We start from the raw sequence: 12397 nt of genomic DNA on the forward strand, positions 1-12397 counted from the left end.
TCCGTCGTCCGGGGGCGTGATCCCGTCGTCACCGCGTCCCGGCCGGCGCACCCACCGGCTCGGACAGCGGGGTGGCCCCGCGCCGCGGTGCGTGCTCGTCCCCGGTGGTGCCCGCCGCGGTCTCCGTCCCCGAGGAGGCCGGGCCCTCCACCGCGGCGCCGACGGGCTCGACGGGGTGCAGCCGCACGTACTCGACGACGCGGTAGGTCACCGCCATGATCGGGACGGCCAGCAGTGCGCCCGCGATCCCGAACAGCAGAGCACCGGCCGTCACCGCGAGCAGGATGACAGCGGGGTGCAGGTTGAGCGCCCGCCCCATGATCAGCGGCTGCAGCAGGTTCCCCTCGACCTGCTGGACGACGAGGACCACCACCAGCACGATGATCGCGTCGGTCATGTCATTGGTCACGAGGGTGACGAGCACGGCCACGGCCCCGCTCACGGTCGCACCCAGCAACGGGACGAAGGCTCCGACGAACGTGAGCAGGGTCAGGGACACCCACAGGGGCACGCCGAGGATCAGCAGCGCGGCGCCGATACCGACGGCGTCGATCAGCGCGACGACCACGACCCCGCGCACGTAGCTGGCCAGGGTGTCCCAGGCCGAGCGACCGGCACCGTCGACCTGCTCCCGCCGGCGGGCGGGAACGCGCTCCAGCACCCAGGCCCACATGACCGCGCCGTCCTTGAGCAGGAAGAACACGAGGAAGGCGACCAGGATCATCCCGCCAAGCGCGGTCACGGCCATGCGGGCGCCGGCCGTGGGGCTGGGGCTGGCCTGGTAGAGGAAGCTGACGATCTGGTTGCGGATGTCGGCGACCTGCTGGGGGTCCAGGCCGAGTGGACCTTCGATGGCCCAGACGCGGATGCGGTCGATCCCGGCGGCCAGGGGTCTGGTCAGGTCCCGCAGGGCGGTGGCGGCACGGAAGCCGACGAGGAAACCGATGCCGAGGATGACGGCGAGGAGCGTGAGCACCGCCAGGAGCGCGGAGGGCGCGTCGGGCATCCCGCGGCGTCGCAGCGCGTGCGAGACGGGTGTGGCCAGTGCCGCCAGGAGCACCGCGAGCGCCACGGCGAAGGTGACCAGTGGCAGCCGGAGCACCAGCCAGAACACCAGCCAGCCCATCGCGGCGAGGGCGAGGATCGCCCCGCTGACGGCCAGCACGTGCACGGTCCAGCGCGGTGCACCCGGGCCGAGCCTGCGCTGCCGTGGCGCGGCCTCCGCGTCGGGCACGACGGTCCCGGGGCGACCGGGCGCTCCGGGACCGTCCGGCGCCGGAGATTCCTCCCCGCCTCCGCCGGCGGCGGTCGGCCGCTCCCGCGCGCCGTCCAGCCCGCGCTTCTCGGACATGCACGGCTCCTGCCTGCCTTGCCGGCCTGTCAACCGGTCGTCATCCTGTTCCAGCGGGCTCCATGCCCCAAACCACGCGGCTCGGACGGTACGGGCCCGGATGTCAGCCGATCGTCATGGACGCGGCGGACCGGAGCGGGCACGCTGCGCACCGGACCGCGGGGGTGCGGGCATTGCGACTTGGTGTCGGAAGCGGCCGGACCGGGATGGCGGCGGGCCGGAGGGGCACCGCGTCGACGAGCCCCCGGGACGCCCGCGCGGTCTCCCGGACATCCCCGACCGGAGGAAGCGGATGGACAGCCCACGCAGGACCGCCGTGCGGAGAGGTGCCCCGGCCGGCGCCCTGCTCGCCACCGCCACCGCCACCGCCATCGGCCTCGCCGCGTGCAGCGGGCCGTCCGCGACGGAGCCGACGGGGGCGACTGCGGCGGAGCTGACGGAGGTCCGGGAGGAGCTCGCCGGCCTGCGGAACCGGGTGGCGACCCTCGAGGACCGGGTCGGCGAGCTGCAGGACAGCCTCGCCGAGGGTGGTGAGGACGAGCCGGTGGAGGAACCCGATGCCCCGGATGGCCCGGATGGCGAGCCCCCGGGTGAGGCGCCCCCGGATCCCGACCGGTCGTTCTTCGGCGAGCCCGAGGCCCCACTGGGCGAGCAGGTCACCGTGCGCGGTGAGGTCGTGGACGTGCTGACCTCCACCCCGGTCGCCAGCGCGCTCCGCGTCGCCGGAGAGGCCGGCGAACCGGTCGTCGTCGTCACCGTCACGCCGTCCCCGGAGATCGGCACCGGCGACCAGGTGGAGGTGTCCGGCACCGTCGTGGACGTCGACCCCGACACGTTCGAGGCGGACTTCGGCATCGCGGCCGACGAGCTCTTCGACGACCCGCGGGCGTGGCTGGACGACGCCGAGGGGCAGGTCGCCATCGCGGCCACCAGGATCGAGACGCTCCCGGCACCGCCCGGGAGCTGACCGCCCGCGGTGGCGCAGGAGGGCGAGGACCGACCGCACGTGCCACGATCCGCGGCATGGACGCCCCTGCGCCGCACCGGTTCGTCGCCCACGTCATCGAAGAGGCGCAGAACAAGATCCACGACGACGACGTCGCCCGGCAGTTCGGCTTCACCGGCGCGCTGGTCCCCGGGGTCGAGCTGTTCGCCCGCATCACCACACCGCTGGTGGCGGCCTGGGGGGAGGAGTGGCTGTCCGGCGGGCGGGTGGGCGTGCGTTTCCGCCGGCCGGTGTACGACGGCGAGGAGCTCCTCGTGGAGCTGGCCGACGGCCGGCTGACCGCCACCGGCGCCGACGGCGAGGTGCGCTGCGTGGGCTCGGCCGGCCGGACCGCCGACCGGCCCGATCTCACCGGCTTCGCCGAGGTGCCCGCCGCCGGGCAGGTGGCCGATCCGGTCGTCGGCCCGTTCGGCAGCGTCTCCGAGGTCGTCCCCGTCGAGCAGAACGAGTGGTACCTCGACGCCGTCGGCGAACCGCTGGACCTGTACCGCGAGAACGCGTGGGCGCATCCGGGGATGCTCGTCAAGGCGGTGCACCGGCTGCTCACCCGGAACGTCGCCCTGGGCCCGTGGATCCACACGGCGAGCGACTGCCGCTTCCTCGGCGTCGCCCGGCTGCCCGCCCTGGTGACGTCGCACGGGCGCGTGACCTCCGTCGGCCGGAGGGGCTCGAACGACGAGGTGCGCTACGACGCCCTGGTGCTCGCCGACGGCGAGCCCGTGCTGCACGTCGAGCACACCGCGCTCTACCGGCTCGGCGCCGCCGGCTGACGGGACGCGCCGAGCACGTGGCCGGCGACGGCGTCCAGAGCCCGGAGCACCGCGGCCCGGCCGTGCTCCGTCGCCGGGCCGGTGTCGAAGCCGTGCGCTGCCGCGGGGACCTCGATGGTGGTCAGCCCGCCGGGCGCGGCGGCGAGCAGTGCGCGCTGCCCGGCCACGAAGTCGGGGATCTCGTCCTCGACGACGGTGAGCACCACCGGGGTCGGCCCCAGGCCGCGGAGGGCGTCGGACATGGAGGGCCACCCCGGGACGTCCTCGGTGGGCAGGAGGGGGTAGGTCAGCGCCACGCAGCGCAGCCAGGCGTGCCCTCCTGCGAGGGTCGGGTAGGCGAGCGGGCCGCCGCCGGAGAAGAACCAGACGGCCACCGAGTCGCCGTCGACCTCGCTGTCGGCGCGGGCCTCGGAGAGGATCCGGTCGAGTGTCGCCGCCGCTTCGGGGTAGCGCGTCCCGCCGGTCAGCTCGTGGTCGAACACCACGGCAGCCGTGCCCCGCCGGGCGAGCTGCGAGGCGTAGGCCCGGAAGAACGGGGTCCGGCGCGGGCTCACCGGTGGGGGCTGCGGGAACAGGCCGTGCACCAGGACCACGACGGGCGGCCGTGCACCCTGGCCGGGCAGGTAGAGGTCGAATTTGCCACGGTCGACCGGGTCGACGAGGTCGGTGGGGACGATGAGGTCGGGCGGCTGGTTCATGCGCGCTCCTGGTCCTGGGCCTGGTCCTGGGCCTGGTCGTTGTCCTGGTCGTGGTCGGGGATCTGCCGGATGCGGTCGGTGAGCAGGGCGAGCACGCGGGCGCACCGGACGAGGTCGTCGGCGTCCAGGTCGCCGGCGACGCCGTCGAGGTTCGAGAGCTCCCGGCGGTGCACCTCGGCGAAGGTCTGCTCCCCGTGCCGGGTAGCCGTGACCAACCGGGAGCGCCGGTGCCGGGGGTTGTCCTGGAACGCCAGCAGCCCGAGCTGCGCGCCGGAGTCGACGAGCGCCTGGACGCTCTGGCGGGTCACGCCGAACTCCCGTGCCACCTCGGGGACGGTCATCGGGCCCCGGTGCAGCACCAGTTCCAGCACGGCGCGCAGAGGCACCGTCAGGTCGGTGCCGCGCAGGGCGCCGCTCACGGCGCGTTCGGCTGCCTGGTACAGCGGGCGCACCTGCACGAGCAGCTGGTACGCGGAGCCGCCGGGGCCGGGCACCTCGTCGCCCGGCGTGGCAGCCGGCCTTGCGGCCGGGAGGCCCTGCCCAGGAGAGCTCAGCGATGACATGACAGGCAGGCTGCCAAGATGGCAGCCTGCCTGTCACGTAAGGGTCTCAGGGCCGGAGCGGGTCAGCGGACCCCGGAACCGACGGGGTGCTCCTCGTCGCGAACCGCGACGCCCGGGGTGTCGCCCTTGAGCGCGGTCCCCTCGACGTCGAGGTGGGGCAGCCACCGCAGCCAGCGGGGCAGCCACCAGGCGCGCTCGCCCATGAGGGCGAGGGCGGCCGGCACCAGCACCATGCGGACCACGAAGGCGTCCACGACGATGCCCACCGCCAGCGCGAACGCGATGGACTTCAGGGTCGGGTCCGGGCTGGTGGCGAAGCCGGCGAAGACGCCGAACATGATCAGCGCGGCCGCGACGACGACGGGGGCCGAGCGCCGGAAGCCCGCGCGGATGGCCTCCAGCGGCGCCTCCCCGGAGGTGTGCGCCTCGTGCATGCGGCTGACCAGGAACACCTGGTAGTCCATGGCCAGGCCGAAGAGGATCCCGATGACCAGGATCGGGGTGAGGCTGATCAGCGGCCCGGTGCCGGTGAGCCCCATCAGGTCGGACAGCCACCCCCACTGGAACACGGCCACGGTGGCACCCAGGGAGGCGCCCACGGTGAACAGGAAGCCCAGCACGCCGACCAGCGGCACCAGCAGGGAGCGGAACACCAGGACCAGCAGCACGAACGCCAGGCCGACGACCAGGACCAGGTAGACGGGCAGCGCCTCGTCGAGGGCCTGCGCGACGTCCACGCTCACCGCGGTGGCACCCGTGACGTAGGTGTCGACCCCGTCGAGGCCGGCGAGCTCGGCGCGGAGGTCCCCGACCAGGTTCTCGGTGGCCTCGGTGTCCGGGCCGGACAGCGGGATGACGGTGAGCAGGGCCGCGGTGCCGTCGGCGTTGGGCACCGGCGGGGTGACCAGCGCGACGTCGGACAGCGCGGAGATCGGCTCGCTGACCCCGGCGGCCGCCTGCGCGGCGCCGTCGCCCTCGACCAGGACGGCCAGCGGGCCGTTGATGCCCTCCCCGAACCCCTGGGCGAGGAGCTCCTGCGCCCGGGCCTGGGTGCTGCCCGGCTCCGGCGTCGGGATCAGCGTGGTCTGCATCGAGGCGAACGGGATGGCGAGGACGCTCAGCGCCAGGACCGTGGCGACCACGGTGAGGACGCGCTGCCGGGTCACCGTGGCCACCCAGCGGGCGAGGAACCCCGGACCGCGGGTGCGCCGGCCGGCGTCGTCCGGGCTGCCGGCACCGGCGCGCGCCTTCCGCGGCAGGGCCCGTACGCCCAGGAAGCTCATCGCGGCCGGGACCAGGGTGAGCGCGACCAGGACGGCGATGACGATCGTCGCGGCCGCGGCGACGCCCATCTGGGTCAGGAACGGGATGCCGACCACGGACAGGCCGAGCAGGGCGATGACCACGGTGAGCCCGGCGGTGACCACGGCCGAGCCGGCCGTGCCGGTGGCCGTCGCGATGGCCGTCGGGACGTCGGCCCCGCGGAGCAGCTCCTGCCGGTAGCGGCTGATGATGAACAGGGCGTAGTCGATGCCGACCGCCAGGCCGAGCATGCCCGCGAGGGCCGACGTCGTGGAGGACAGCTCCAGGAAGCCGGTGGCGATGGTGATGCCCAGGACGCCGACCCCGACGCCGACCGAGGCGGTCAGCAGGTTCATCCCGGCGGTCACCAGCGAGCCGTACGTGAGCGCCAGGATGATCACGGCGAGCACGACGCCGATGACCTCGCCGACGCCCATGTGGGGGGCGCCCGCGTTCAGCGCCTCGCCGGACGCCTCGACGGTGAGGTCACCGGCGCCGGCGTCCTCGACCGCGCTCAGCAGGGCGGCCCGCTGGTCGTCGGTCACGTCCTCCACGAGGCCGCCGTAGGCCACGGTGCTGTAGCCGATGGTCTGGTCGGCGTTGACCGCGGGCGCCGCCGGGTCCAGCGGGTTCGAGACCGAGACGACGCCGGGGAGCGCGCCGAGGGTGTCGACCACGTCGGCCACGGTCGCCGCGGTCTCCGGGTCCGTGAGCGTCTGCCCCTCCGGCGCGGCGAGGGCGACGCGCACGGTGGCACCGCCGGCGCCGAACTCCTCGGTGATCTTCTCCTGCGCGACCGTGGACTCCTGGCCGGGGATCGAGAAGGAGTTCGACGTCGCGCCGGACAGCGTGAGGGCGCCCGCGCCACCGGCGACGAGGACCGCCAGCCAGACGAGCACGACGGCGAGCCGGCGGCGGTGCGAGAACGCCCCGATCCGGGACAGCAGGTGAGCCATGGGGTCAGGCCTCCGGGGTGGGGACGGATCGGCGGTGGCCGAGTGCGTCGAAGCAGGCGACGACCATGTGCGGCCGCCACGCGACGGTGAGGTTCTGCTGGTGGGCGGCGAGGGTCAGGACGCCGAGGGCGGCCAGGGCGGCCGCGACCCGCACGGTGCGTTCGGCGGTGCCTGCGTCGGGGTCGACCCCGAAGGCGGCGAGGGCCGCGGTGGCCGAGGCCAGGATCGCCTCGGCGTCCCTGTCGGCCGCCTCGCCGGGAACGCCGCTGCTGACCGGCGTCAGCAGCAGCGACACGAGTCCCGGGTGCGCCAGGGCGACGTCGACCCAGGCCTCGATCGCGCGCAGGTCGCGCTCGGGACCGATCGGCAGCCCGGCCACCACGTCGAGCACCTGCTGGCCGATCTGGCCCGCCTTGGCCACCACGGCGGCCTGCAGCGAGTCCTTCGTCGGGAAGTGGTGCTGCAGGCCGGCCTTGGACAGGCCGACCGCGTCGGCGATCTCCTGCACGGAGGTCTTGGCGCCGCGCCGGGCCAGGAGGGCGGCGGCGCGGTCGAGGATCTGGTCCTCCGCCTGCTGCCGGAACGCGCTCACCTCGACGAGGCTACGAGGCACCGGCCGATGTGGCCGGGAAACCGGCCGATCCGGCCGGTGATCCCGCCCACGGTGCGAGCATGACGATCCGGAGTCGAAGCCGCCGGCCCCCGTGTCGCCGCCCGCGAGCCGGGACATCGCGTCCCGTGTGACGGAGAGCGGAGCACGGTCGCCGGTGCAGGACGTCGGTCCCCGGGCGGTGCGCCGGAGCACCGGCGCGGTCGCGGGCATCGCGGCGGTGGCGGCGGCGCTGGGCGTGGCCGAACTGGTCGCCGGCCTGATCCCGGACGCCAGATCGCTGGTCGTCTCGGTCGGTGACGCCGTCATCGACAGCGTGCCCGGCTGGCTGGAGCGGGCGGCCATCTCGACGCTCGGGACCGCGGACAAGCCGGTCCTCATCGGTGGGGTGCTGGTCGTCTCGGTCCTCCTCGGTGCGGCCCTGGGCGTGCTGGCCAGGCGGTGGCTCGCCGTCGCGGCCGCCGGCTTCGTCGCCTTCGCCGCTCTCGGCGTGGTGGCCGCACTGTCCGACCCGCGCAGCGAGGTCGGGATCACGGTTCTCGTCGGGGCGGTCGGGGCGGCGGTCGGGGTGGCCGTGCTCGTCCTCCTGCTGCGCGTGGCCCGCGCCGGCCCCTCGGCACTTGCCGCAGACGGGGGCGACGGCGCCGGAGTGGCCGGGGCGCCGGCGGGCAGCACGTCCGTCGCGGCCGGGCGGCCGCCGGTCGACCGGCGGCGGTTCCTGTCCCTGGCCGGCGGGACGACGGCGCTCGCCGTCCTGGCCGGGGTCGGGGGCTACCTGCTCTCCGGGCGTGAGCGGCTGACCGAGCTGCGCGCGGCCATCCGCCTGCCCCGGCCGGTACGGCAGGCCGGCCCCGTCCCGGCCGGCGCGGATCTCGAGATCCCGGGCCTGACCCCGCTGTTCACCCCGAACGAGGAGTTCTACCGGATCGACACCGCCCTCCGGGTGCCGATCGTCGACCCGGACGAGTGGCAGCTCGAGGTGCAAGGCATGGTCGACGAGCCGTTCACCCTGACCTACGCCGAGCTGATGGAGCTGCCGCAGATCGAGGCCGACGTCACGCTGGCCTGCGTCTCCAACGAGGTCGGCGGCGACCTCGTCGGCAACGCCCGCTGGCAGGGCGTGCCGCTCCGGGCCCTGCTCGACCGGGCCGGGCTGCAGGAGGGCGCCACCCAGCTCGTGGGCCGGTCGGTCGACGGCTTCACGGCCGGGTTCCCGGTGCTCACCGCCCTGGACGTGGAGGAGGCCATGGTGGCGGTCGCCATGAACGGCGAGCCGCTGCCGGCCGAGCACGGGTTCCCCGCGCGGCTGGTCGTGCCGGGGCTGTACGGCTACGTCTCGGCCACCAAGTGGCTCTCGGCCATCGAGCTCACCGACTGGGACGTCGACGGGTACTGGATCCCGCGCGGCTGGGCCAAGGAGGGCCCGATCAAGACCCAGGCCCGGATCGACGTCCCGCGGTCGGGACGGTCCGTGCCCGCCGGACGGGCGGTCGTCGCCGGGGTGGCCTGGGCACCCACGCGTGGCATCGAGGGCGTCCAGGTGCGGATCGACGACGGGCCGTGGCGGAAGGCGGAGCTGGCCGAGCCGCTGGACGTCGACTGCTGGCGGCAGTGGTTCCTGCCCTGGGAGGCCACTCCCGGCCGGCACGTGATCGCCGCGCGGGCGACCGACGGCGCAGGGGAGGTGCAGACCGACGAGCGGACCCGGGTCGCGCCGGACGGCGCCTCCGGCTACCCGATCATCGAGGTCGAGGTGCAGCGCTGACACCCCGGTCCGGGGTGCCCTCGACGACGTCGCCCCGGTCGCGGTCCGCGCCGACACCGCGGATCCGACGTGAGCGGTGCCCACCGTCTCCGGGGCGGCCCGGCGGGGCCGCCCCGGACGACGTCGCGGGCCGTCAGGCGACGAGCTTGGCGCTGATCTCGGCGAGCCGGCGGCCCTGGTACCGGGCGGCGGTGAGGACCTCGTCCGAGGCGGCGCCGGCCTCGCCACCCGAGGCCACCGCGGCGCCGTAGGGGTTGCCGCCGGCGGCGAACAGCAGCGGGTCGGTGTAGCCGGGCGGGACGATGACGGCACCGAAGTGCGAGAAGATGTTGAACAGCGTGAGGATCGTCGACTCGTTGCCACCGTGGGTGTTCTGCGCGCTCGTGAAGGCGGTCGCGCCCCGGTTGGCCAGCTTGCCGGTGGCCCACAGGGGGCCGAGCGTGTCGATGAAGGACTTGAGCTGGGCCGACGGCGTGCCGAAGCGGGTGGGGGTGCCGAAGGCGTAGCCGTCGGCCCATTCCAGGTCGCCCGGCTCGGCGAGCGGGATGTCGGCGACGGCGTCGAGGTGCGCCCGCCAGGCCGGGCTGCTGTCGATGGCGGCAGCCGGGGCCGTCTCGGCGGCCCGGCGGAGGCGGACCTCGGCGCCGGCCTCCTCGGCGCCCTGGGCGAGCGCCTGGGCCAGCTGGTGGGTGTTGCCGGTGGACGAGTAGTAGACGACGGCGATCTTGGTCATGGTCGCTCCTGGGTGGCTCGGTGGTGCGAGGTCGGGGTGCTGAGCGGGCAGGTCGTTGCGCGCTCAACTATCACCGACGGTACCGCGCGGACGGCGCGGCGGCACGGTGGGACCGGCGCGGCTGCACGTCGGCTCGCCCGGGTGGGCCGACCGCGGGACGGTGGCCGCCGTGCGGGCGCAGGAGGCCCTCCTTCGGCGGGTCGGGCCACGGAGCCGCGCCACGCCGGTAACGTTGACGTGGCTTGATTACCGTCCTAGGTTCCGCGCATGGCACGAGCGTCATCGGCGAGCACGACGGCGCAGGCGGCGAGGTGTCGGTGGGCACCGTGACCTCGCCGCAGCGCCGCGAGATCGGCGGCCCCGCCTGGCTCGACGGGGTCCTGACCCCCGAGCGGCTCGCCGACCTGCTGCCCGAGACCGCGCCGCTGCGGGTCGAGCGCCACCGGCTGCCGGCGCCGCGCTCGCTCGACGTCGTCGTGCACGGGCTGCTCGGTGAGGGCGTGGCCGCCTCGACGCGCCAGGCCGGGCAGACCGAGAGCCTGGGGGAGCGGCTGCGCGCCCGGTACGCCGACGTCCCGGTGGCCCTCCTGGAGGACGGCGCATGAGCAACCTGGCGACGGTCGAGCGCCCCCGCCCGGTGCTGGGCCGGGAGCGCGAGGAGCAGCTCACCGAGCGGCAGCGCGAGGTGCTCCGGCAGCTCGACGCCATGTTCCGCGACGGCTTCGCCGAGCTCACCATGGCCGAGATCGCGGCGCGGGCGGGCTGCTCGCTGCGCACGCTGTACGCACTGGCGCCCAGCCGGGACGAGCTCGTGCTGATGGTCGTCGACCGGCAGCTGTGGCGGATCGGCGGCAACGCCCAGCGGATCATCGCCGACGAGATGCCCCCGCTGGACGCGATCCGGGCCTACCTGCGGGCAGCGCACGTCGCGGTGAGCCGCGCGACCGACGCCTGGTCCCGCGACATCGGCACCGTCCCGGCGGTGAAGGCGCTCGTCGACAGCCACAACCAGTACCTGATCGACGTCACCCGCATCCTCCTGGACACCGCGGTCGGCCGCGGCGACATCGCCGACGTCGACACCGCCGCGGTCGCCCGGGTGCTCGCCGGACTCGGCCGGAGCTTCGCCGACCCCGAGGTCGCGCGCACGCTGCGCAGCTCGCCCCCGCAGGCCGCCGACGAAGCGGTCGAGATCATCCTGAAGGGACTGCTGCGATGAGCGACGTCTCCGCGGTCGCCGCCGACCTCGTCGCCGAGCACGAGGCGCTCGACGCCGTCCTCGGTGAGCTGCCCGACGCGCAGTGGGCCACGCCCACCCCAGCGACCACCGGGCCTGCTTCGCGGAACCGCTGACGGACCCGCCCCACCCTCGACCGCCCTCGACGACGCACCTCCAGCCCACCCCGAAAGCCACCCCGAGACCCACCAGAGAGGCACTCCCGTGCGCACTGCCGCCACCGACCTCGTCGGCATCGACGTCCCGATCTTCGCCTTCAGCCACTGCCGCGACGTCGTCGCCGCGGTCACCAACGCCGGCGGGCTCGGCGTCCTGGGGGCCGTGGCGCACACCCCGGAGCAGCTCGACATCGACCTCACCTGGATCGAGGGGGAGGTGAAGGGCCGGCCCTACGGCGTCGACCTGCTCGTGCCCGAGAAGTTCGCCGGCTCGGAGTCCGGCGGCCTGGACCGGGCGGCCCTCGGCGACCTGCTGCCTGCCGGGCACCGGCAGTGGCTCGACGGACTGCTGGACCGGTACGGCATCCCGCCGCTGCCCGCCGACACGCCGACGGGGGGCCGCAGCTCCGGCGTCGGCGGCATGCGGGTGGACCCCAAGAGCATGGCGCCCCTGCTCGACGTCCTCTTCGCCCACGAGACCAAGCTGGTGGCCTCCGCGCTGGGCCCGCCGCCGCCGCACTTCATCGAGCGGGCGCACGGCGCCGGCATCCCGGTCGCGGCGCTGGCCGGATCGGTGGAGCACGCCGTCCGACACAAGGCCGCCGGCGCGGACCTGGTCGTCGCCCAGGGCACCGAGGCCGGTGGGCACACCGGCCAGATCGCCACCATGGTGCTCGTGCCCGAGGTGGTCGACGCCGTGGGCCCGCTGCCGGTCCTCGCCGCCGGGGGCATCGGCCGCGGCCGCCAGCTGGCCGCGGGGATGGCCCTGGGCGCCGACGGCGCGTGGTGCGGCTCGGTGTGGCTGACCACCGAGGAGGCCGAGACCAACCCGGCGGTCAAGGAGAAGTTCCTCCGCGCCGGCCTGAGCGACACCGTCCGCTCGAGGTCGATCACCGGCAAGCCGGCCCGCATGCTGCGCAGCCCGTGGACCGAGGAGTGGGAGTCGGCCGACGGTCCCGGGACGCTGCCGATGCCGCTGCAGCCGATGCTCGTGGGGGAGGCGCAGGCCCGCATCAACCGGGTCGCGGGCACACCCGGCACGCCGGCCAACGACCTGGCCACCTACTTCGTCGGGCAGATCGTCGGGAGCGCGAGCATGAGCTCGGTCCGGCCCACCCGGCGGGTGGTGCACGAGATGGTCGAGGAGTTCGTGGAGGCCGTCGAGCGGCTCACCCGCTTCGTCGAGAGCTGACCCGGCACGACCTCGCCGATCCGGTCGCCATCCACCCCGGGTGCCGACCGGATCGT

The 12397-nt window shown here is 74.9% G+C and carries 13 protein-coding genes; 7 read left to right on the forward strand and 6 right to left on the reverse strand.

Annotated elements, in window-relative coordinates; genetic code table 11:
* Positions 1-28 precede the first annotated feature (28 nt).
* Positions 29-1351, reverse strand: a complete 1323-nt coding sequence (locus ACI793_RS15100) for an AI-2E family transporter (RefSeq protein WP_456607199.1) — start codon at positions 1349-1351, stop codon at positions 29-31.
* 316 nt (positions 1352-1667) lie between these two features.
* On the opposite strand from ACI793_RS15100, the gene ACI793_RS15105 reads away from it, so the two are divergent.
* Positions 1668-2318, forward strand: coding sequence for a hypothetical protein (locus tag ACI793_RS15105; protein ID WP_456607200.1), 651 nt, complete (start codon positions 1668-1670; stop codon positions 2316-2318).
* Between the two features lie 56 nt (positions 2319-2374).
* Positions 2375-3127: a hypothetical protein gene (locus ACI793_RS15110; protein ID WP_456607201.1), complete on the forward strand. Its 753-nt coding sequence runs from the start codon at positions 2375-2377 to the stop codon at positions 3125-3127.
* Here ACI793_RS15110 and ACI793_RS15115 read toward each other — a convergent pair.
* The 4 genes from ACI793_RS15115 to ACI793_RS15130 form a co-directional block, all read right to left on the reverse strand.
* Positions 3103-3825, reverse strand: a complete 723-nt coding sequence (locus tag ACI793_RS15115) for a hypothetical protein (RefSeq protein WP_456607202.1) — start codon at positions 3823-3825, stop codon at positions 3103-3105. The two genes, ACI793_RS15110 and ACI793_RS15115, sit on opposite strands and share 25 nt — an antisense overlap.
* Positions 3822-4388, reverse strand: coding sequence for a MarR family winged helix-turn-helix transcriptional regulator (locus tag ACI793_RS15120; RefSeq protein WP_456607203.1), 567 nt, complete (start codon positions 4386-4388; stop codon positions 3822-3824). Before ACI793_RS15120 ends, ACI793_RS15115 begins: the two co-directional genes overlap by 4 nt.
* A 62-nt stretch (positions 4389-4450) precedes the next feature.
* The gene (locus ACI793_RS15125; protein ID WP_456607204.1) at positions 4451-6646 is read right to left on the reverse strand and encodes an MMPL family transporter; all 2196 of its coding nucleotides are present in this window, start codon (positions 6644-6646) and stop codon (positions 4451-4453) included.
* Positions 6647-6650: 4 nt separating this feature from the next.
* Positions 6651-7238, reverse strand: a complete 588-nt coding sequence (locus tag ACI793_RS15130; RefSeq protein WP_456607205.1) for a TetR/AcrR family transcriptional regulator — start codon at positions 7236-7238, stop codon at positions 6651-6653.
* Positions 7239-7413: 175 nt separating this feature from the next.
* Here ACI793_RS15130 and ACI793_RS15135 point away from each other — a divergent pair, with 175 nt between their 5' ends.
* Entirely contained in the window at positions 7414-9021 is a 1608-nt protein-coding gene (locus ACI793_RS15135; RefSeq protein ID WP_456607206.1) for a molybdopterin-dependent oxidoreductase, read from the forward strand.
* Between the two features lie 133 nt (positions 9022-9154).
* Here the strand turns inward: ACI793_RS15135 and wrbA are convergent, their stop codons facing one another.
* Positions 9155-9754 carry an NAD(P)H:quinone oxidoreductase gene (gene wrbA / locus ACI793_RS15140; protein WP_456607207.1) on the reverse strand — a complete coding sequence of 200 codons (600 nt, stop codon included), beginning with the start codon at positions 9752-9754 and terminating at the stop codon, positions 9155-9157.
* A 326-nt stretch (positions 9755-10080) separates the two neighbouring features.
* On the opposite strand from wrbA, the gene ACI793_RS15145 reads away from it, so the two are divergent.
* The 4 genes from ACI793_RS15145 to ACI793_RS15160 all read left to right on the forward strand — a co-directional run bounded on the left by ACI793_RS15145 (position 10081) and on the right by ACI793_RS15160 (position 12341).
* Positions 10081-10359, forward strand: coding sequence for a hypothetical protein (locus ACI793_RS15145; protein WP_456607208.1), 279 nt, complete (start codon positions 10081-10083; stop codon positions 10357-10359).
* Positions 10356-10973, forward strand: a complete 618-nt coding sequence (locus ACI793_RS15150) for a TetR/AcrR family transcriptional regulator (RefSeq protein WP_456607209.1) — start codon at positions 10356-10358, stop codon at positions 10971-10973. The genes ACI793_RS15145 and ACI793_RS15150 overlap by 4 nt, the downstream gene beginning before the upstream one ends.
* The gene (locus tag ACI793_RS15155; RefSeq protein WP_456607210.1) at positions 10970-11107 is read left to right on the forward strand and encodes a hypothetical protein; all 138 of its coding nucleotides are present in this window, start codon (positions 10970-10972) and stop codon (positions 11105-11107) included. Before ACI793_RS15150 ends, ACI793_RS15155 begins: the two co-directional genes overlap by 4 nt.
* Positions 11108-11195: 88 nt before the next feature.
* Positions 11196-12341 carry an NAD(P)H-dependent flavin oxidoreductase gene (locus tag ACI793_RS15160; protein WP_456607211.1) on the forward strand — a complete coding sequence of 382 codons (1146 nt, stop codon included), beginning with the start codon at positions 11196-11198 and terminating at the stop codon, positions 12339-12341.
* Positions 12342-12397 lie beyond the last annotated feature (56 nt).

The organism is Blastococcus sp. SYSU DS0617 (genome assembly GCF_054051075.1).